The 20,188-nt window shown below is 43.7% G+C and carries 21 protein-coding genes; 6 read left to right on the forward strand and 15 right to left on the reverse strand.

Annotated elements, in window-relative coordinates; translation table 11 throughout:
- Positions 1–7: 7 nt before the first annotated feature.
- The 8 genes from F6K64_RS29065 to F6K64_RS29095 form a co-directional block, all read right to left on the reverse strand.
- The gene (locus F6K64_RS29065) at positions 8–409 is read right to left on the reverse strand and encodes a hypothetical protein (RefSeq protein WP_287250651.1); all 402 of its coding nucleotides are present in this window, start codon (positions 407–409) and stop codon (positions 8–10) included.
- A gap of 254 nt (positions 410–663) precedes the next feature.
- Positions 664–1,608, reverse strand: coding sequence for a trypsin-like serine peptidase (locus F6K64_RS29070; protein WP_008190568.1), 945 nt, complete (start codon positions 1,606–1,608; stop codon positions 664–666).
- Positions 1,609–2,561: 953 nt separating this feature from the next.
- Positions 2,562–2,726, reverse strand: coding sequence for an excalibur calcium-binding domain-containing protein (locus tag F6K64_RS38480; protein ID WP_081432012.1), 165 nt, complete (start codon positions 2,724–2,726; stop codon positions 2,562–2,564).
- A gap of 331 nt (positions 2,727–3,057) precedes the next feature.
- Positions 3,058–3,243: a hypothetical protein gene (locus F6K64_RS29075; protein ID WP_008190569.1), complete on the reverse strand. Its 186-nt coding sequence runs from the start codon at positions 3,241–3,243 to the stop codon at positions 3,058–3,060.
- Between the two features lie 124 nt (positions 3,244–3,367).
- Positions 3,368–3,586, reverse strand: a complete 219-nt coding sequence (locus F6K64_RS29080) for a hypothetical protein (RefSeq protein WP_008190578.1) — start codon at positions 3,584–3,586, stop codon at positions 3,368–3,370.
- A gap of 27 nt (positions 3,587–3,613) precedes the next feature.
- Positions 3,614–4,192, reverse strand: a complete 579-nt coding sequence (locus F6K64_RS29085) for a hypothetical protein (protein WP_008190580.1) — start codon at positions 4,190–4,192, stop codon at positions 3,614–3,616.
- 152 nt (positions 4,193–4,344) lie between these two features.
- Positions 4,345–5,364 carry an adenosine kinase gene (locus F6K64_RS29090; protein WP_008190583.1) on the reverse strand — a complete coding sequence of 340 codons (1,020 nt, stop codon included), beginning with the start codon at positions 5,362–5,364 and terminating at the stop codon, positions 4,345–4,347.
- 272 nt (positions 5,365–5,636) lie between these two features.
- A complete protein-coding gene (locus F6K64_RS29095; RefSeq protein WP_008190585.1) occupies positions 5,637–6,188 on the reverse strand; it encodes a 50S ribosomal protein L25/general stress protein Ctc in 552 nt (183 codons plus the stop codon).
- A gap of 40 nt (positions 6,189–6,228) precedes the next feature.
- Here F6K64_RS29095 and F6K64_RS29100 point away from each other — a divergent pair, with 40 nt between their 5' ends.
- Entirely contained in the window at positions 6,229–6,354 is a 126-nt protein-coding gene (locus F6K64_RS29100; RefSeq protein WP_008190587.1) for a hypothetical protein, read from the forward strand.
- Between the two features lie 21 nt (positions 6,355–6,375).
- Here the strand turns inward: F6K64_RS29100 and F6K64_RS29105 are convergent, their stop codons facing one another.
- On the reverse strand, positions 6,376–7,716 hold the full coding sequence (locus tag F6K64_RS29105; protein ID WP_008190589.1) for an adenylosuccinate synthase: 1,341 nt from the start codon (positions 7,714–7,716) through the stop codon (positions 6,376–6,378).
- Between the two features lie 209 nt (positions 7,717–7,925).
- Between F6K64_RS29105 and F6K64_RS29110 the strand changes: the two genes are divergently transcribed.
- A complete protein-coding gene (locus F6K64_RS29110; protein ID WP_287267167.1) occupies positions 7,926–8,618 on the forward strand; it encodes a response regulator transcription factor in 693 nt (230 codons plus the stop codon).
- On the opposite strand, the gene F6K64_RS29115 is transcribed toward F6K64_RS29110, so the two are convergent.
- From F6K64_RS29115 to F6K64_RS29125, 3 genes are all read right to left on the reverse strand, one after another.
- Positions 8,587–11,115, reverse strand: a complete 2,529-nt coding sequence (locus tag F6K64_RS29115) for a DNA gyrase/topoisomerase IV subunit A (protein ID WP_287267170.1) — start codon at positions 11,113–11,115, stop codon at positions 8,587–8,589. The two genes, F6K64_RS29110 and F6K64_RS29115, sit on opposite strands and share 32 nt — an antisense overlap.
- 124 nt (positions 11,116–11,239) lie before the next feature.
- Complete coding sequence (gene iscB / locus F6K64_RS29120) at positions 11,240–12,523, reverse strand: RNA-guided endonuclease IscB (protein ID WP_008190597.1); 1,284 nt, start codon at positions 12,521–12,523, stop codon at positions 11,240–11,242.
- 702 nt (positions 12,524–13,225) lie between these two features.
- Positions 13,226–13,405, reverse strand: coding sequence for a hypothetical protein (locus tag F6K64_RS29125; RefSeq protein ID WP_287267173.1), 180 nt, complete (start codon positions 13,403–13,405; stop codon positions 13,226–13,228).
- A gap of 309 nt (positions 13,406–13,714) precedes the next feature.
- Between F6K64_RS29125 and F6K64_RS29130 the strand changes: the two genes are divergently transcribed.
- On the forward strand, positions 13,715–14,116 hold the full coding sequence (locus F6K64_RS29130; protein WP_008190602.1) for a response regulator: 402 nt from the start codon (positions 13,715–13,717) through the stop codon (positions 14,114–14,116).
- 145 nt (positions 14,117–14,261) lie between these two features.
- On the opposite strand, the gene F6K64_RS29135 is transcribed toward F6K64_RS29130, so the two are convergent.
- Positions 14,262–15,122: a tetratricopeptide repeat protein gene (locus F6K64_RS29135; RefSeq protein ID WP_287267175.1), complete on the reverse strand. Its 861-nt coding sequence runs from the start codon at positions 15,120–15,122 to the stop codon at positions 14,262–14,264.
- Between the two features lie 60 nt (positions 15,123–15,182).
- On the reverse strand, positions 15,183–15,461 hold the full coding sequence (locus tag F6K64_RS29140) for a hypothetical protein (RefSeq protein WP_287267178.1): 279 nt from the start codon (positions 15,459–15,461) through the stop codon (positions 15,183–15,185).
- A 437-nt stretch (positions 15,462–15,898) separates the two neighbouring features.
- Between F6K64_RS29140 and F6K64_RS29145 the strand changes: the two genes are divergently transcribed.
- From F6K64_RS29145 to F6K64_RS29155, 3 genes are all read left to right on the forward strand, one after another.
- Positions 15,899–19,363, forward strand: coding sequence for a leucine-rich repeat domain-containing protein (locus F6K64_RS29145; RefSeq protein WP_287267180.1), 3,465 nt, complete (start codon positions 15,899–15,901; stop codon positions 19,361–19,363).
- Positions 19,360–19,509, forward strand: coding sequence for a hypothetical protein (locus F6K64_RS29150; protein WP_287267182.1), 150 nt, complete (start codon positions 19,360–19,362; stop codon positions 19,507–19,509). The genes F6K64_RS29145 and F6K64_RS29150 overlap by 4 nt, the downstream gene beginning before the upstream one ends.
- Positions 19,510–19,744: 235 nt before the next feature.
- Positions 19,745–19,912, forward strand: coding sequence for a hypothetical protein (locus F6K64_RS29155; protein WP_154659975.1), 168 nt, complete (start codon positions 19,745–19,747; stop codon positions 19,910–19,912).
- 47 nt (positions 19,913–19,959) lie between these two features.
- Here the strand turns inward: F6K64_RS29155 and F6K64_RS29160 are convergent, their stop codons facing one another.
- Positions 19,960–20,160 carry a hypothetical protein gene (locus tag F6K64_RS29160; RefSeq protein ID WP_287253711.1) on the reverse strand — a complete coding sequence of 67 codons (201 nt, stop codon included), beginning with the start codon at positions 20,158–20,160 and terminating at the stop codon, positions 19,960–19,962.
- Positions 20,161–20,188 lie beyond the last annotated feature (28 nt).

Here is a 20,188-nt window from a genome sequence, read left to right on the forward strand (position 1 = left end):
TAGCTTACTAAAGGATTTCAATAGTTTGAGCAGTGATAGCAGACTTACTGGAACCAGAACTCTGACCTTTAATCCGAACCTTCTGATCAGGACTTAATTTTCCTGGGTCAACAGTTTCTCCTTGACGAGTGATTTTGGTATCGGAAAGAAGTTGTACACTATAGGAACCAGACTTCGTCTCTACCTTTAACTGTAGAGGGAAGCTTTCCATAACTGCGACAATTTTACCTTCGATAATCATTTGTTCATCAGTTGACCTTTCTATTGGATTATTATCTGGATTATTACCCTGATTGTTTTCCGATGGAACGTCTGGTTGCGGAGCGCTACAAGCGGAAAACAGCAGGCATAATCCGATAAGACTGCTCAAAGCAAAAGATTTAACAGGAATTTGTAGTTTAGTAGTCATCTGACAGTTTTTTCCTTTGTTAGTTGAACTGTAAGCATTCAGGTATCAGTGGTCAGCCGTCAGCCGTCAGCCGTCAGCTTTTAGCGTGAGCTAAAAGCTGATAACTAAAAGCTGATATAGCAACGCATTCAGATGTTTGACATTCCTAAACTCCTAAACTTAGTCATAGCTGACTTCTGACTTCTGACTTCTGACTTCTGACTTCTGACTTCTGACTTCTGACTTCTGACTTCTGACTTGCGCGTAGCGCTATATTAGACATTTTTCCAAGCCGACATGTTATCAAACACAGACTTATTGATGCGGACAGCACTGTTAGGACAGCCACCATAGCCGTGAATTCCCACTACATGGTGTTGACCATCTTGCAAGCGCCAGACTGGGCTACCGCTTTGACCGCCATAGGTATCGAGCATATAGGAGAGCTTGCGACCAGTGATTCTGGTAATTCGACCAGCATTGAACCATTGTGTGCCAAATGGTTTGTCACCAGCGTAGCCAGAGTTATTTATCAGTAGATTTGTGAGTAAGTCGTCGGATAGATTGGCAAATCCGAACCAGCCGACTCGGTTCCCTAGGGTGTCATCCGGTAGAATAATTGCTCCGTAGTCGAAATCATCATCTTGTTCTTGTGTCCAGCCTTTTACACTGCGGAAGGATGTGCTAACTTGGGAGCCGAAGGGAGCTTCGTTTTCATCAATACCGGGAAAGACCTCAATTTTCCTGGCCCAACCACCAGCACTATGGCTATAGACGCAGTGTCCAGAAGTCATTACTGTCCGTGGTCCAATCAACCAGCCAGTACACAGAGACCGCCTCCCATTAGCTTTGGTAATGATTAACTGGCAAATCCATCGCCAGGGCATACTAGTAAGTGAAGAAATGCGGATGCGGTCGTCACTACCACATACTGACTCTGGCCTTTGGAATTCTCCAGCACCAGCATCTGGAAGATTTTCCATATCCTCTGTGACCAACATTCTTTCCTGGAAATCAAAACCCTCATTAAGCGCTCGGGATTTATTGAATCTGGGTACTGCTTCGATTTCACCGCGACCCATCATTCCCTCAAATTGGTCTTCGGTATCTATTGACTGGGATTGAGTTTCGCTGGAAGTGATTTCATGGAGCTGCTGATCCTCCCGTTCTATTTCCTTGCCTTGGTTGGTTTGATTGGAAACTATTTCAGTTTCTGACATAACCATTCTCCTTACAATTAACTACTACAAAGAACTCAAGTGAATGTTCTTTCCATGTACATAATCGCAAGGTTGCACTAGGCTTGACAGTACCCTTGCGGGTACTTATAGCGCTACGGGCAAGTCAGAAGTTAGAAGTCAGAAGTCAAAAGTAAGCGATTACTTACGTTTCGGAGTTTAGGAGCGATGCAGAGGTGCGACCCGTGGCGAATTTCATTCTTAATGCGGAAAACGCACCATTACGGTCTTGGGGAGGCAGCGCGGTCTTGGGGGTTCCCCCCGGAGACGAAACCTGATTACGTTGAGCCTTTATGGTTGGTAGGTTATGCAAAAAAGGGTTAAAACTTATTGATTAAGGCGAGCCTGTCTTACGGTAACTTCAAACCACTCGCGCTTTGCCGTGGTTTCCCCCACTCGCGCTTTGCATCAAGACAATGTCCTAATCTGAATGGGTAGTGCTATATAGTCAATTTTTTGATCAAGGAAAACTTAGGTATTTAACTGAGGTACGGGAGTACATCAGTTATCCTGAACAACCCAACCCTCAAGAACGTGATAGCTGATTGCTGATTTTAGCTAAAATTTGGTATCATAGATGTTTTTCGCCTTTGATACCACAAAGAAGACCTTGATTCCTTACTATAAATAACTTTTTCTCTTTATAATAAGCGCATATTTGTATTTTTCTTTACAACTTAAGTATAACACATTAGGGCATCAACACCTACAGCTTAACAATTTGTAAATACATACCCTATATCCCCTATATCATTAGATCAGCCCTGTGAGAATAAGAATCACGTACAGCGAGCGAACCTCAATGGCCACGTAATCGATAAACTACTAGATGAACGACTGGCATTGGCCGCCAGATCTTGGGTAACAGGTGTTTCTGAACCTTGGTTATAACCTGAAGTCAATCAAACGCCTAAGTCAGTCCTCCAAGTACATCTTTAGTTTTGGATTTGTAAGAGCTTCTCACAAGCTATACCGTCTTGATCACCATCGAGGTTGTGAATATCCCCGGGATAGGTTTTCAGTAATAATTGAGCTTGTCTTTGACTTTTAAAATCCGCGCAATTACAAGTATCACCTGTACCGATAACACAAGGTGGGATTTCAGGACAGGTCTCATTTTAAACTCCAATGGAACATAGTGCTCTCTGTCCTGAAGAGCTAAATACAAAAGTCAAAATTGATACTATTAAAGCAAAGGCAGCGATAACATCAGAGCGCTCCCATTTGTGACTGTTATTTTTATTATCAGTATGGATCATGATTACATGATTCAAGTTCTCAGTTCAAGTTTCATTGACCATAGATTAGATTCTTCTAACTCCTTGTGTCAAGCCTAATTGAGATGCTCTTACACTGCATACTTAACCCTTCATACTTCATAATTGATACTTAAGCCTTCATAATTGATACTTGATGCCTTGTTCATACTTCTTACTTTAACAACTGGGATTCCCAATCCTGACTAGTATCCAACCTAATCACCAAAGATTGTTCCTCTTCTGTAAACCCTTCAAATCCAGCCTGTTGACCCTTAAGCAAATCAACCGTAGCATCAGACACATCCCCACTACGAGATAATAAGCGATTGGCCGTAGGCCACGCGGGGCGCGTTCGCATAACACAGCTTCTGGTGCGCAGAGCGTAAATAATTTGTATCGGTAACTGATAACGCTTGGCTTTTGCGATCGCTAATTCTCGGAAAGCCAGTCGGTCATACTTACCATCTCAAATAGGGAGCATGTCACTTATGCAGAACATTTGTACGCTTATCTGGGGAATGGGGAATGGGGAATGGGGAATGGGGAATGGTGATGGGTAATGGGTAATGGGTAATAGGTAATAGGGGGAGTATGTCACTTTTACCGAATATTTTTACCTTATCGATCGCCCCCTCATGGGTAATTGCTTGCTCCTCTGGTAAATAGTTCATCTGTTCTGCAACTAAGACCGGCTCGAACACAGGATTTTTGTTGTTTTGTCAAGTAGTTCATTTGTTAGGCTTATTTGACCTGCTCCCAGTTTGAGGTCCACCAATGTACTTTTGGCTTTGCTGATAATTTTGGTCAATCGCCTCCCGAATTTTAGCAACTGTGCCAAAACTACGGATATAATTATTGGTCTTCGCCCTTTGATGGAACTGAGCTACAACTTTTCCCAATTCCAACCTATGAGTTGTGGTAAGATTCTGCTGTTCCAGGATAGTACTTAACAGAGACTCTTGAGGAAACTGGCGCATTTTAACTGCATACTCTACCACCTCACCCACTCCCCCTAGTCCAAACCCATCACTGGTTTTAATGATTGGCACAACTTCCAAATAAATCTCAGGAGAAACTGACTGATTGATGCGCATTTCTTCTTGACAAAAATGCTTTCGCTGAGCTAAACTTGAATAGTCCAGGAATCCAAAATATACGGCTTTCTTGACTTTATAGACGTACTCGCCAGTAAGCAGCACATAGGAAGCATGGGTCTGAATCAGTTCAATAGGTAGTTTCACCGGATGAGGATAAAATTCCGGCTGCATCATCTGGTTAATTAAACTGGGAATATCTGTCTGTGTCATTTTTCAATAAACAGTTAACTTGGAACTGTTTACTAATTGGGAAGCATTCAGCTGTCAGCTGTTAGCTGACAGCTGATGACTGAATGCTTACAATGATTGGCCGTAGGCCACGCTACGCGAACGAAAGCTGTCTAAATTAAATACACAATAGCTTAATCGCTACTAACAACTTCCTTGACAGACTCAGCCTGAGAACCCTCCAGACGTGGACCATGAGTTTGTACTACTTTTGAAGCAAAATAGTTTCCCCAACGTGCTGCTTGCTTAGTGGTCAAACCATTGGTGATTCCAAACAACACACCACCGGCAAAGGCATCACCAGCTCCTACGGTATCCACGGCCTTAGCTGGGAATCCAGGCACCTGGAAAATTGTTTTATTTTCCACCACTAAACAACCATTAGAGCCATCAGTGATAAAAGCTGTATCCACTAACTCACTAATTTTACCAGCACAATCAGACAAGGATTCCAATCCACAGAAGTGACGTGCTTCTTCCGCGTTACAGAAGACCACATCACAATAATCTGTAATCAGCTGACGGAAATCATCAGCAAAATTCTCTACTAGAAAGAAGTCGGAAAAGGTAAAAGCACTCTTTACTCCTTTAAGCTTGGACTGTTCCATAGCCTCAATACAAGCTTTCCGAGTGCCATCCCCCGTCCACAGATAGCCCTCAACGTAGCTATATTTGCATTGGCTGAGTCGTTCTACATCAATATCAGTAGGAGCCAAAGTAGTAGACACTCCCAGATGAGTACACATAGTACGCTCAGCATCAGGGGTAGTTAGAACCACACAGGTACCAGTTGGACCACTAGATAGCTCAGCTGGATGCACATCAAATTGAATCCCTGCCTCCAATAAGTCTTGTCGGTAAAATTCCCCATTGGTATCTCTAGAGACTTTACCGGAATAGAAGCCTTTACCACCACTTTGAGCGATCGCAATCATAGTATTAGCAGCCGAGCCTCCTGAGCTTAGTTCCAGAGAATGATGCTCAAGATTGTGTAGAATCATAGCCTGCTTTTGGGCATCCATCAAAGTCATTGCCCCTCGATTCAGGTCATGTTGCCGGATAAAATCATCATCCACCAGTGCCAGAATATCGACTAAAGCATTTCCGACACCAAAGACATCAATAGGTCTTGACTGTTGAGAGTTTTCTGTCATTTTCTTCCAATCCAACTAATCATTCACAAAAAAGCCAGGGAAATTTTAACTCTGCCCTGGCTTAATCAGACAACTATAACCAACCTATCATTGCTCTATGATTACTGTATAAAGTAATGATATTGTTTTCGGTTGAATATTTATCATGGAACGTTATTTGTTAATTTAAAATTGAACAGTGAAAATTCTCAGTGAAAATTCTCAGTGCTCAATCGGCAATTAACAAAATAGGATTTAAGGTAAGCATATGCTTACCTGTATTCTGCAACGCTTTATTTAGAAGTGATAGCAAGAACACTTAATTTAGGCTCATCCATAACCTCGATCCCTTCTGGCAAGACTAACTCGTAAATGTACAGCATCTTACCCTGTTCCAAATTTGATATATCAATATCAATGGTTTCGGGAATTTTATCTGGGGGACATTGCACTTTTACTGTTGTAAGCCTTTGCTGCAAAATTCCACCTTGCTTAACTCCCACGGCTTCTCCCACTAGCTTCAGAGGTACAACAACCTCTACTTTATTTTGAGAAGCCACTGAGAAAAAACTGAGGTGGTAAAGGGAATTTTTCCAAGGATGAGATTGTATCTCCCGCAGCAGCACTGGACCATTCCAGGAAATGTCGGGAATAGAGAGCTCTATCAGGGTATTATTAACCGAGGCTGTTTTAAGCAAGTCTTCTGCTGCTTTAGCCGTCATAGTTAAGGATACAGATTCTGCACCATTGTGACCGTAAAGTACGGTGGGAATCAATCCAGAACGGCGTAAGGCTCTCGGCTTACTACCTTCTGGTCGCTTTTGACATTCTACAGTAACATTCATCGCTAGGACTTTAACTCTTCGAGATAACGTAGCCAAATTAATGGCAATTACTGGTCAGCTACCGGTCGATTCCGCCACCGAGGGAGGTGCTGACCTCAATGGTAGGTCAGGGTTTTTAATCGAATCGGAAACTACTGAGATTCAAACTCTCCGACTGACACCCTGACGCCCTGATACCCTGACGCACTTAAACTCCCGAAGTTATCGGTGTACCGCTAGCATCCAATAGTGCTCGCTTTGGACCATGGATTGGGTCTTCCACAATAATTGTCTGGTCACGGCTGGCTCCTAAGGAAACCACAGCAATAGGAACTTTCATCAGTTCTGCCAGGAATTTAAGATAATCCAAGGCTTCCTTTGGTAAATCCTCTAAAGACCGACATTCAGCAGTAGATTTTTGCCAACCTGATAGGGTTTTGTAAACGGGCTGGCATCGGGCAAACACGCTAGTACTGCTAGGAAATTCCCGAGTGAGTTCACCGTCAATTTCATAGGCGACGCAGACCTTAATTTCTTCAAAGGTATCGAGTACATCCAGTTTGGTGATCGCTAGACAGTCAAGACCATTAATCCGAACAGCGTAGCGACCAATGACGGCATCAAACCAGCCACAACGGCGGCGGCGACCGGTGGTTGTCCCAAATTCTGATCCTAGCTCACAAAGTAACTCTCCTTCTCGAGTGTGAATCTCTGTGGGAAACGGTCCTTCTCCGACTCTGGTTGTGTAAGCTTTTGCCACACCAATCACCCGATCAATCATTGTCGGTCCGACACCAGCACCCACACAAGCTCCGCCAGCCACTGGATTGGAAGAGGTTACATAGGGGTACGTCCCATGATCTAAATCTAGCAGTGTCCCTTGAGCCCCTTCAAACAGAATATTGCGTTTTTGCTCAATCGCCTCATAAATCTTCAAGGAACTATCCACCACATAGGAGCCTAGCCGTTCAGCATACTCCTGGTATTGCTTGATCACACCAGCTGGGTCTAAGGGCGATAGATTATAGAGCTTCTCTAAAATAGGGTTCTTATAATTAATCGTCCAGGTTAACTTTTCTACCAATACTTCCGGATCCATCAGGTCAATGATCCGAATACCAGTACGCTCTGATTTATCCGCATAGGTCGGACCAATACCACGACCCGTGGTACCAATTTTCTGCCTACCCCGGCGCTCTTCCGATGCTTGGTCAATCAATCGATGATAAGGCATCGTGACATGGGCTATGTCTGAAATCAGCAGATTTTTAGTGGAAATGCCCAGTGCTTCAAGTTGGTCAAGTTCGGCAATTAAAATTTCTGGGTCAATAACTGTACCGGAGCCAATAATACACTCTGTATCCGGATACAAAATTCCAGAAGGTATCAGGTGCAGTTTAAAGGTTTGACCTTGAACAACAACCGTATGCCCAGCATTGACGCCCCCCTGGTAACGGACGACTACATCTGCTGAACGACTCAGCAGATCTGTTATTTTGCCTTTTCCTTCATCGCCCCACTGGGCACCAATTACAACAACGTTAGCCAAGGGTTTATTTTGAATGCTAAAGTTTATCCACCTGATAATTATGAACAGTGGTTGCGACTGCTGTCAACTTAACTGTTGCTGATCTAGGTAGAAACTGGAGGAACGAGAGTCACATAAGTTAATCTTGACCTAGAATCGCCACTCCAATCTCTTTTAGACTTTACCTATGTACTCTTATCAGTCATTTTTAACAAAAAACTACTTCTACAATGAAAATTTTATTAGTGGAAGATGATATTCTCCTTGCTGAAAATTTATCCGAAGCCCTCACCAACCAACGTTACGTGGTTGATCTGGTTACCAATGGGGAAATTGCTTGCCAGCAATCCCAAATGCTTGATTATGACTTGATGGTGCTAGATCTGACTCTGCCCAAGCTCGATGGCTTTGGTGTTTGTCGAAAATTGCGAGCCCAAGGCTATCAAATGCCGATTCTAATGTTGACGGGTCGCGATACCACTAATGATAAAGTCAAGGGTCTAGATGCAGGGGCTGATGATTATCTAGTTAAGCCAGTTGACTTACCAGAATTATTTGCTCGGATTCGGGCTCTGCTGCGCCGAGGTCAATCTATCGCACCACCAGTACTTAAGTGGGGAGATTTGCGTCTTGACCCGAGTACCTATGAAGTAAGCTATGCTCACCAACCTATCCACTTTACCCGTAAGGAGTATAGTTTACTGGAGTTTTTGCTGCGCAACGGTCGGCGGGTACTAACTCGCAGTGTTATTATCGAGCACGTCTGGTCTTTTGAAAACCCTCCCGAAGAGGAGACGGTCAACGCTTACATCAAAAGTTTGAGGCGCAAACTGAGATTAGCTGGCGCACCCAGAGATTTGATTGAAACCGTTCACAGTGTGGGCTATCGCCTTAAACAGTTAAGTCCTGAATCACAGGAGTAACGCTGATGATTTTTTCCTCCGGCTTGAGTTGGGCAATGCGATCGCCTGTGCCATCTTTTCCCCAAATCGGCACGGATTTCATAGCTAAACGCTTACCGCCAAGGGAAGTGACTACCATGACGTCATTGGCGATGGAATCCCTGACCATGCTGACCAAACCATCTTTAGCGGTTTTAAACTGTAGCGCTTGAGTTCCCAGGTCTCCCCGATTAGCCAACCTGATCGCCTGCACGGGGAGGCGCTTTCCATACCCCTGCTCAGACACCAGTAAGAGGTTTTCCTCTTCCCCTAGGACAACACAGCCAACCAGCTTTTCTTTACCCTTTAGCCGCAAAGCTTGATTTCCTTGAGCGCTGCGTCCCATAATCGGTAACTGTTTGTCATTCACCTCAAACCGCAAAAGCCGTCCATTGCTGGTTGCTACCACCACTTGTGTCGCTGTAGTAGATAGGTTGGCATACTGTAGTTGATCATCATTTCTGAACTTGGTAAGCAACATACCACGGTTCGTTAGTTTTGTCAACTCAGATACTGATACACGCTTAATTTTACCTTGGTGAGTCAGCAAAACTAGGGTGAAGTTTTCTAGGTCATCTGGCACCCTAAAGTGAGCCACAACTGTTTCTGATTGGGCAGAATTTGGCAGCAACTTTACCAAGGGAATACCCTGCTTGCGTCCAGCCGCTGGTGGAATATCTCTAATTTTGACTGGGTAGGCTTTGCCAGAACCAGTGATTACCATTAATTCTTGTGTGGTGAGCAACAGCTGAGCCTGAACTACAAAGTCCTCCCCTTGTTTAATTGACTTGGGTAATTTTGGCTGTGTTGTGGCACTTTGCCGCTGTACATACCCGTGAGAGGTAAATTCTAGAAGTGTTTGTTCTGGCTCAGTGGGAGCATTAGGTAGGGTATCAGGAGTTTTTTGGGGTTGAGCAGATTTCTTACTCCTGGGTTGAGCAGCTGTCGGTTGTTCTAGCTTTTTTTCAGTGGAAGCAATAGAGTTTATTATGGTACGGCGAGGATCACCGTACTTGCGTTTAAGCGATCGCAAATCTTTCTTCAGGGCTTTGAGCAATTCCCGCCGATCATTGAGTAATTGGTGCAGCTGTTCCAGGCGCTGGGAAAGTTCCTCACCCTCGGTCTCTAACTTTTCTCGTTCTAAGCCAGTTAGCCGTCGCATGGGCATGGCCAGAATTGCGTCAGCCTGGATTTCACTTAAGTTTAACTGATTTTGCAGGGACAGCTTAGCAGTGGTACCATCAGGAGCATTTCTGAGAATGTCAATCATGGCATCCAGCTGATTGAGGCTAGCCAGTAACCCGTCTACCAGGTGAAGACGTCTTTCTTTCTGGGACTGCTCATAGGTATATTGGCGGGTTAGAGTCTGTTCTCGGAAGCTAATAAATGATTCTAACAACTGCCGCAGGGTAAGTTGTCGGGGTTGTCCATCTACCAAGGTCAGCAGGATAGCACCAAAGTTTGTTTGCAGGGGAGTTTGCTTATACAACTGCTGGAGAACCGCTGATGGCTGAGCATCTCGTTTGAGTTCCACCACCACCCGCATCCCTTCGCGATCGCTTTCATCTCGGATATCGCTAATCCCTTCTATACGCCCTTGATTCACCAAAGCTGCTACTTTTTCAATCCAGGCGGCCTTATGGACCTGATAGGGCAACTCACTCACTACAATTGCCCTACGCTGCCCCCGTTTCTTTCGACCGACTTGAATGGTTTCAAGCTTGGTGATGCCTCGAATCGGTATACTGCCACGACCGGTAGTATAGGCATCCCGAATCCCCTCAGCTGCCACAATTTCCCCCCCAGTGGGAAAATCAGGTCCGGGAATTAATTCCCAGAGTTTTTCATCTGGTAAATTGGGCCGGTCAATCAGAGCAATCAAGCCATCTACTATCTCTGCCAAATTGTGAGGAGGAATATTGGTGGCCATGCCCACAGCAATGCCAGAGCAACCATTGAGCAACAACACCGGTAATTGTGCCGGGAGTACCACTGGCTCTTGCTGGGAGCTATCAAAGTTGTCGATAAAATCAACGGTTGCTTCCCCAATTTCTGACAATAGGGCTTGAGCGCCCACGGGAGAAAGTCGGGTTTCAGTGTAACGCATGGCTGCTGGTGGATCATTATCCACCGAACCAAAATTGCCATGACCGTCAAGGAGGGGATAGCGGGTGGAAAAGTCTTGGACTAAACGCACCATGGCTTCATACACCGCTTGGTCACCGTGGGGGTGATATTTTCCCAACACATCCCCAACCACACGAGCACATTTGCGGTATGGTCGATCTGGGGTTAACCCTAATTCGTGCATCGCATATAGGATACGTCGATGTACGGGCTTAAGCCCATCACGGACATCAGGTAAAGCACGCCCCACAATCACACTCATGGCATATTCAAGATATGACCGTTGCATCTCCAAATGCAGGGCTGTGGGAATGACATTACTGTTTTCCAGTAGGTTCAGCTGTTTTGTCATCAAAAATCCTCCAAGGAATTGACCACCTAAAAAGCGTTAAGGGGGCGGACGCCTAAACCCGTTAGGGTTAGCGCCCGGGGAATTACCGCCAATAAATTTGTCGAGCGGTAGCGAGTCCGTTGATTCAAAGTCCGTATTGATAGCCGTCCGCTCGCTGAATGGTTTTTAGATATTTCGGATGTACATCAAAGCTCCTTATCTTAGTGCTCAGCTTAAAAGATGGCCTATAGCGAATCGCAATTCGTCCGGTATACTGCCCCGCGTATTTACCTAATGGGATATCGGCCTTGACTAAATCCCCGGTTTGAAACCCCATAAAGAATTTCTGTGAGGGAGCATGTCCATTAGGAAAGCCATATCGGTCGGTTCGACATCGCTGCCGCCTGCCATGACCTTTGGCTTTGACAATCAGAGGTCTGAGCCGATTAATTAGCAGTCTTTCGGGTGTAGAAGTACCAACACAAGCCGCGTCTGTCCAATGGGTTTTAGCAAGCCCCTGGAGTTTGCGATTGAATTTAGTCTGACCACCAGTACCCGTTTCCACAGGTAACCCGTACCCTTTGAGTCTCCTGAGCAATTCCCATCGGGTTGAATTAACCGCCGCCGCATCTTTCAAAGGAGTTAATGCTTTGGTTAATAACCGCTTTAACACGTCCGGTTTTTTCAGCAGAAACATCTCCACCGGCTGATTTCCCTTAGCTTGGTTGCAAGGGCGGCAAGCCAGGGTCAGGTTGCTGACTCGGTTAGAGCCACCCTGGCTTAAAGCTTGAATGTGTTCTATTTCAAGAGGAACACCATCAGTACTGCAATAAGCGCATTTTCTACCCCATTTCTCGAGTAAATATTCTTTGACTTCAAAACCGAATAGTTCTCCTCGCTGGTACTCAACGCCGCTAATTTCGGGGTTCTGCATTTTCTGCATATCAAACCTGACTAACTCTTGAGAGAGTGCCGTGATCGGACATACCCTTAGAATCCGCCTGACCCAGGTTTCGACGTTCGCAATCCGACTTTCAAGAGATGGTGGGAGCCAGCCTTCTTTTCGAGTCCGGTTAAGAAACCGAGGTTTGCGATATCGGAGTTTACGACTACGCCGCCTTTGTCTTAACTTTCTACGAGAGTCTAGAGATTTCTTAATCTGCTGCCCTCGGTGTTCAATCTCGAAGGCATTAGTCACCCGTCCGGTCTGCTCTTGAACTATGGCAATGCCGGTTTTTTGGGAGCCTGGGTCTATTTTGAGTCGGTAGGGATGGGTAACTGAATCCTCGACCGTCCTGTCTAGTACTACGATGGTGAAGGGGTAGCGCTTGAACACCTTAGCACGCCCCTTTTTTAGCAATTTTCTTGCCCGTGCCGGATGGCAGGGGTCTAGAGGAAAGAGGTTTTTATCGTAAACAAAAGTGTACATTACTGTACCTCTCAATTTCTTGGTAAGGTTTGCCTAGACGGTGTTAGTACTCGGTACTTTCCGGATCACACTGGCTTTCCCGAATGGCCTGTTTAATCACCCGGTTGTAGAGCTTGGAACTGGCACGCATTCCAAGGTACGAACTTTAACTCTTGGTACTAACGGCTGCGCTTATTTTTAAGGCCGTCTGGTCAACAGGCTTTATTCAAGCCCACACTGTACCCGCATCGGGTCAGTGTGCGGTAGTTGACAGGGTGATCGGGGTTTAGGGTATAGGGAAATTGCACGCTCGTTAAGGCTACGGTACTCGAAAAGATCGGAAAAATAAGGAGAAGAGAATGTCTTCTTCACCTAATCAAGTCCCCTTGATCTTTCCATCTGCTCTAGCATCCAGCTTAACCAGCGTGACTATTGATGCATATAGGTGATGCATATAGAAAAACACAGACACTAGCTCACCCTAAGTTAAGTATTCAGCTATCAGCTTTCCGCTTTCAGCTTTCAGCTATCAGCTTTCCGCTTTCAGCTTTCAGCTTTCCGCTTTCAGCTTTCCGCTTTCAGCTTTCCGCTTTCAGCTAATGCGCACGCTACTTGAGGTGCTTTTGAATAAGCGATGGAGCGCCGACCTGCGGGGGTTTCCACGGGGCTTTCAAGGTGCGGACGCAGGTGACCCACGCAGCCCCTCCCCACTCGCGCTTTGCATCAAGACAACAGGTAAGCATTGGAATAATGCTGAGGGCTGACGGCTGAGGGCTGACGGCTGAGGGCTGACGGCTGACGGCTGACGGCTGACGGCTGAATGCTTACACCATAAAATTTGAGCATCTGGTTCCAAAGCCGATTTCCCGCCTTAAGATAGTGTTGCTTAGCTAAAGGACTCAAAGAAACAGGCTCAAGCTTAACCAGCCAGAAGCTTCGCTTCCAGCAAGCCGTTCCACTGTCCCCAAGACACTACAATGTAAATTTGGATGCAGTGTGGGTTGGCTTTTGCCAGGAGCGTCAGCTTCCCTGGTATTAAGCAGCCTATCACCTGTATTAGTCCCATGAACATTACTAGTTAGCTAAGGATGTGGGGAAAGTAGACTTGGGAAGATGACATCTTGAATTTGAAATAGCAAAATGACAGATTCCCTGTCAAACTTATGATCAAATGACTCTTTTGCCAAAAATGACTCTCTTGATGCAACGCCCATGAAAACCGTTCTGATTGTCGAAGATGATCCGATTAATGCTCGTGTTTTTGCCAAGATTCTCACTAAGCGGGGCGGTTTGAATGTAAAGCATACTGAAGATGTAGAAGAAGTAATGCAGCTAGCCCAAGCTGGGGAGCCAGACATTATCTTGATGGATGTTTCCCTAGCTCATAGTGTTTATCAGGGTCAATCAGTAGACGGCATTAAGATTACCCAAATGCTTAAGGCTGATGCTGATACCTCTAAACTGCCCATTATTCTGGTCACTGCTCATGCGATGGAAGGAGATAGAGAAAAATTTCTTAAGCAAAGTGGTGCCGATGACTACATCTCCAAACCCGTTGTTGACCATCAACAGTTTGTTGATCAAATCATGGCTCTACTACCCCAGGACAATTAAATTCCTGTCTTGAAAATTGCCAATCTTAAAACCACCGCCCTTGAGATGATTGCCCATATTTGGCTGCGATCCCTCCCCTATTGGCAATTGATAGAGATCAAGCACTATTTTTAGAAGTCACCCATGACAGGTGGAGTTGAGCTACTTAGGGTATACCTTCACCCTGGATAATGGTGGCTTGGATTCTGGGATTTTCCAGAAACTTTTTGGTTTCAGAAAGCAGGCGTTTACCCCACAAGTTTTCCTTAAGAAACTCTAAGTTAGCATAGCGGCTATCTAGGCGGATTGCCGCTTCTCCCATTAACAGTCCCTTTTCGATATCCCCTTGGGCATACAGAGCCACAGCGATCGCAAGTTGAGGTTCTGCGGCCTCTTTATCAATCCCTATGGCTGCTTCCCATTGTCTAATGGCACTCTCCACATCTCCTTGTTCATAGTTGACCAAACCAATGTTGTTGATGGCAGGCCAAAAGCTTTTGTCTTGGTCAACAGCTTTGTTGTAAGCATCGATTGCTTCACTATACTGATTTAGCATATAGTAAGAATTGCCCAAGTCAAACAGAGCTTCTGGCACATCGGGCTTTAGTTTTAATCCCGCTTTCAACTGAGCGATCGCTTTTCTATAGTCGCTTTTTTGGAAATAGGCTGACCCCAAGGTGAACAGCACTCCAGCCTCATCTGGTGCCAGAGAGTAAGACTTTTGCAAGGCTTCTATGCCTTGATCCAACTCTTGGGACTGTACGTACAAGGTTCCCAAGATAAACCAGGTTTGATAGGTGTTGGGGGCAAGTTGAGTAGCTAACTTGGCCTTAGGCAGAGCCAGGTCGTATTGTTGAAAGCGGACTAACTGAATGGCTTCTTGAGCCAGAGTTAAGCCCTGCTGTTCGAGTTCCTCTGAATCTAATTTTAGGGTATAGGGAATCAGTGCTTGTCCAGCCACTGGTGCTGACCAACTCATCAAACCCATGACAACAAGAATAGATAGTAATGGAATAGATTTAGGCACGGTACAGCCTCTTAGAATAATGACCTTAATGTGAATCTACAGGTTACGCAACTGCTGAGACTAATCCGGAAGGAATATAGCTCTAGCTTTACCCTCACGATAGGACTTTCCTGCTTCATCTGTCATCCTAGAGGATCTGACCAAGGTAAGTGTGGGGGGGTCGGGAGTCGGGAGTCGGGAGTCGGGAGTCGGGAAACGGGCAAGATGCCCATTCCACACAAGATGCCCATTCCACCATGATGTCCATTCCACACAAGTTGCGTAGGGTGTGTTAGGGGCGGACTTGCGATTATTTTTCGTGTCGTAGCCAAAGTTGGGATAGTCCGCCCCGTAACGCACCACCAAAAAGCTGATTTTATCGGTAGCCAGTGTTGGGAAAGTCGCTCCGGAAATGAAACGGGCAAGATGCCCATTCCACCATGATGCTCATTCCACCATGATGCTCATTCCACCATGATGCTCATTTCACCATGATGCTCATTCCACAAAACTATTCAAATCATCATGCATTTATGCAACATCGGATTTTTTGTATTGCTGAATCAAAGAAGGGAATTCTTCCACCAAAGTTTTTGAGTATAAATACTTGTACTTGCATTTAACAAGTGATGCCACATGACTTTTCTATAGTAAAGATTATAATATATTTGTTAGGTCAGGGATAATAAAGCATTTATCGCACTTATGAGGTACAGTATTTTTTCAGGCTGATTACCTTAAAAGCCTATTGCATTAAAATCATAAGCTTTGTCACTCACCCAAATAACAATTGCTATATGAGCGAAGATAATATTCCAAAGCGCTTCCGAGAAAAAATCCAAGAAGCTAGGGAAAAAAACCTTGAAATACTTGATTTGAGTAATGAATATGGATTCCCACCATTGACCAAAATTCCGGAAGAAGTTTTTGAACTCAAACAAATCAAAGTATTAAAATTAAGCAGTAACAAAATAGAAACAATTCCAGACTATATTGTTAATCTATCCAATCTAACCGAGCTATATTTATCGTTTAATCAACTAACAAAACTACCAGAGTTTATCGGTAATCTATCCAATTTGACTACGCTAGCTTTATCTGGCAATGAACTAATAAAACTACCAGAGGTTATCGGTAATCTATCCAATTTAACTACGCTAGATTTATCGGCTAATCAACTAACAGAACTACCAGAGGTTATCGGTAATCTATCCAATTTGACTAGGCTAGATTTATCGAGACTTCAACTAACAAAACTACCAGAGGTTATCGGTAATCTATCAAATTTAACTAGGCTAGATTTATCGTTTAATAAACTAACAGAACTACCAGAGTTTATCGGTAATCTATCAAATTTGACTACGCTAGCTTTATGGGGTAATCAACTAACAGAACTACCAGAAGTTATCGGTAATTTATCCAATTTGACTACGCTAGCTTTATCGGGTAATGAACTAACAGAACTACCAGAAGTTATCGGTAATCTATCCAATTTGACTACGCTAGATTTATGGGGTAATCAACTAACAGAACTACCAGAGTTTATCGGTAATCTATCCAATTTGACTACGCTAGCTTTATGGGGTAATCAACTAACAGAACTACCAGAGTGTATCGGTAATCTATCCAATTTAACTACGCTAGCTTTATCGGGTAATCAACTAACAGAACTACCAGAGTGTATCGGTAATCTATCCAATTTGACTACGCTAAATTTATCGGGTAATGAACTAACAGAACTACCAGAGGTTATCGGTAATCTATCCAATTTAACTACGCTATATTTATCGGGTAATAAACTAACAGAACTACCAGAGGTTATCGGTAATCTATCCAATTTAACTAGGCTAGATTTATCGGGTAATGAACTAACAGAACTACCAGAGTTTATCGGTAATCTATCCAATTTGACTACGCTAGATTTATCGGGTAATGAACTAACAGAACTACCAGAGTTTATCGGTAATCTATCCAATTTAACTACGCTAAATTTATCGGCTAATGAACTAACAGAACTACCAGAGTTTATCGGTAATCTATCCAATTTGACTAGGCTAGATTTATCGAGACTTCAACTAACAGAACTACCAGAGTTTATCGGTAATCTATCCAATTTGACTACGCTAGATTTATCGGGTAATGAACTAACAGAACTACCAGAGTTTATCGGTAATCTATCCAATTTGACCAATCTAGATTTAGCGGATAATCCCCTAGTTGAGCCACCGCTAGAAGTAGCCAGTGGAGGTGTAGGTGCTATTAAACAATATTTTCGACAATTAATAGAAGAAGGAAAAGATTATATCTATGAAGCGAAGTTGTTGATTGTCGGCGAGGCCGGAGCAGGCAAGACTAGTTTAGCTAAAAAAATTCAAGACCCCCAATACCAACTCCAAGACAATCAAGAATCTACAGAAGGCATTGATGTTATTAAATGGAGTTTCCCTCTAGATAACGGACGAAAATTTCAGGTTAATATTTGGGATTTTGGCGGACAAGAAATTTATCATGCTACCCATCAGTTTTTCTTGACTAAACGTTCTCTCTATACTTTAGTTGCAGATAGTCGCAAAGAAGATACCAATTTTTATTATTGGTTAAATATTGTAGAAAAATTAAGTGATAATAGCCCCCTGTTGATTATTAAAAACGAGAAACAAGACCGTCAAAGGGACATTAACGAACGAGCTTTGCGAGGAGAGTTTGAAAATCTCGAAAAAACTCTGGCTACTAACCTCAAAACTAACCGAGATTTAGAAAAAATTACCAATGAGATTAAACATTACATTCAAAATTTACCTCACGTGGGACAACCATTACCCAAAACTTGGGTAAACGTTCGTCAAGCTTTAGAAAACGATTCTCGTAATTATATCTCTCTTAAAGAATATCTAGAGATCTGTGAAACTAACGGATTTACTCTACTAGAATATAAATTACAGTTAAGCGGATATCTCCACGATTTAGGGGTATGCCTTCATTTCCAGGATCAAGAAGATTCGTTGTTATATAAAATAGTCATTCTTAAACCAGAATGGGGTACCGATGCTGTTTACAAAGTGCTGGATAATCGTAAAGTTATGAATAACAACGGAAAGTTTACCCGTAACGATTTAAAAGGTATTTGGCAAGATGACAAGTATGCCTCTACCAGAGGAGAATTACTAGAACTAATGAAGAAATTTCAACTTTGCTATGAAATTACTGACAGCAAAGATACCTTTATCGCCCCTCAACTCCTCAGCGAAGACCAACCAGACTATGATTGGGATCCATCCCACAATCTGATTTTACGCTACACTTATCCGGATTTTATGCCCAAGGGTATTATCACTCGCTTGATTGTGGTGATGCATCAGTATATTGACCAACAACAATACGTTTGGAAAAGTGGCGTCATCTTAACTAAGGACAACACCAAAGCGGAAGTGGTTGAATATTACGGCAAACGGGAGATTAAGATTAGGGTTGCTGGTAGAGATAAGCGGGGATTATTGAGCATAGTTGCTTACGAACTAGATAAAATTAATGATTCTTATCAGCGATTAAAATACAGTCAGTTCATACCTTGTAATTGCCCTACGTGTAAAGACAGTCAGTCGCCATACTCTTATCGCTTTGAAACATTGCTAAAATATATAGAATACAAGGAATACAACATTAAATGTGAAACAACCGTTGAAGACGTTAATGTTTGGAGTTTACTTGGTGATATAATAGATTTGAACAAGTTAGTATCTAACGATCCACAAGATAGTAATCAATCCATTCAGTTTAAAGGCGATATTCAAAAATTAGTATTGCTATTATCACAACACGGTAATATTTCTGGAGATTATTCTGAAATCATGGCTAATATCAACGATAAAAGTCAAAATATAAATATATCGGATAACGCTACAGTAACAAATAGTTTTGCTGGTGCGTTTAACTTAGGTGAGATTAGTGGTACAGTTGCTAATACTATCAACCAGTTACCTAGCTTTGAGCCTGAGCCTGATAAAAAACAACTGAAGGAATTACTCAGTCAACTGCAAAGCGCAGTCTTAGCAGAAGATTTGGATGACGAAGACAAAGCAGAAGCCCTAGAACAAATTGAAGCGATCGCTTCTGGTTTAACTAATTCCGAAGATGGTGCTGTGAAGAAAGTAGTTAAGAAGGCGATGAAAATACTCATGGGAACTGCTGCTGCTTTGTCTCCTACTGCTAATATGGTAACTATATGTAAGGATTTACCAGGTTTGATTAGTAAGATATTTTGAGAAAAAGGCAAGATAAGCGATCAGCGATCAGCGATCAGCTTTCAGCTTTCAGCGATCAGCGATCAGCGATCAGCGATCAGCTTTCAGCTTTCAGCTTTCAGCATTCAGCTATCAGCTTATGCGCTACGCGCACAGCTTTTGAATAAAACAAGTAAGCATTGCTTTAATCTCTGTTACGTCAGCTGAAGGCTGACGGCTGAAGGCTGACGGCTGACGGCTGACCGCTGACGGCTGACCGCTGACGGCTGACCGCTGACGGCTGACCGCTGACGGCTGACCGCTGAATGCTTACAAAAAATATAAGTCTAAAAATAAAAAAAATAGCCGTAGATATTATGTCTACGGCTTTTTCAATACCACAGTAAGTGGATTGAAATTGTCATGTCAGTCAGATTCCAAACCAAACCTGATGTGATCTTATTTTATTGGCCAAAGGCCACGCTACGCGAAAAGACCAGGAGCCTTTGCAAGGGGGGAAACCCCCCCAGAAATTTAGCGATGCAGCGCGGTCTTGGGGAGCCAGTGCGGTCTTGGGGGTTCCCCCCATGAGCAACTGGCGTGGTTTCCCCCATGAGCGACTGCATCAAGACAACGTGTTATGGCAACAGCCAATACTTCATCATGGTAGTCCTCACTTCCCCTGGAACCTCCGTCGGCTCCAGAGGACTCCACTCGCAAATCTCTGCATACCCAAATACATAGAGGGTGTGCATGCTATAGGTTACTGCTTTACGAGAGCCTTTCAGAGTGTGCTCAACAGGGTATTTTTTTAGGTTTGGGTTAAATTCTGTTGACATGTTTTAATTTTTGAACTCGACGTTATAT

Origin of the sequence: Moorena sp. SIO3A2 (assembly GCF_010672265.1) — a bacterium.
Taxonomy (GTDB): Bacteria; Cyanobacteriota; Cyanobacteriia; order Cyanobacteriales; family Coleofasciculaceae; genus Moorena; species Moorena producens.

Excerpts from the sequence above, each read along its gene's own strand:
- F6K64_RS29065 (WP_287250651.1), bottom strand. The coding sequence starts at position 409 with ATGACTACTAAACTACAAATTCCTGTTAAATCTTTTGCTTTGAGCAGT.
- F6K64_RS29070 (WP_008190568.1), bottom strand. The coding sequence starts at position 1,608 with ATGTCAGAAACTGAAATAGTTTCCAATCAAACCAACCAAGGCAAGGAA.
- F6K64_RS29075 (WP_008190569.1), bottom strand. The coding sequence starts at position 3,243 with ATGCGAACGCGCCCCGCGTGGCCTACGGCCAATCGCTTATTATCTCGT.
- F6K64_RS29085 (WP_008190580.1), bottom strand. The coding sequence starts at position 4,192 with ATGACACAGACAGATATTCCCAGTTTAATTAACCAGATGATGCAGCCG.
- F6K64_RS29090 (WP_008190583.1), bottom strand. The coding sequence starts at position 5,364 with ATGACAGAAAACTCTCAACAGTCAAGACCTATTGATGTCTTTGGTGTC.
- F6K64_RS29095 (WP_008190585.1), bottom strand. The coding sequence starts at position 6,188 with ATGAATGTTACTGTAGAATGTCAAAAGCGACCAGAAGGTAGTAAGCCG.
- F6K64_RS29100 (WP_008190587.1), top strand. The coding sequence starts at position 6,229 with ATGGCAATTACTGGTCAGCTACCGGTCGATTCCGCCACCGAGGGAGGT.
- F6K64_RS29110 (WP_287267167.1), top strand. The coding sequence starts at position 7,926 with ATGAAAATTTTATTAGTGGAAGATGATATTCTCCTTGCTGAAAATTTA.
- F6K64_RS29115 (WP_287267170.1), bottom strand. The coding sequence starts at position 11,115 with ATGACAAAACAGCTGAACCTACTGGAAAACAGTAATGTCATTCCCACA.
- iscB (WP_008190597.1), bottom strand. The coding sequence starts at position 12,523 with ATGTACACTTTTGTTTACGATAAAAACCTCTTTCCTCTAGACCCCTGC.
- F6K64_RS29130 (WP_008190602.1), top strand. The coding sequence starts at position 13,715 with ATGAAAACCGTTCTGATTGTCGAAGATGATCCGATTAATGCTCGTGTT.
- F6K64_RS29145 (WP_287267180.1), top strand. The coding sequence starts at position 15,899 with ATGAGCGAAGATAATATTCCAAAGCGCTTCCGAGAAAAAATCCAAGAA.
- F6K64_RS29155 (WP_154659975.1), top strand. The coding sequence starts at position 19,745 with ATGTCAGTCAGATTCCAAACCAAACCTGATGTGATCTTATTTTATTGG.
- F6K64_RS29160 (WP_287253711.1), bottom strand. The coding sequence starts at position 20,160 with ATGTCAACAGAATTTAACCCAAACCTAAAAAAATACCCTGTTGAGCAC.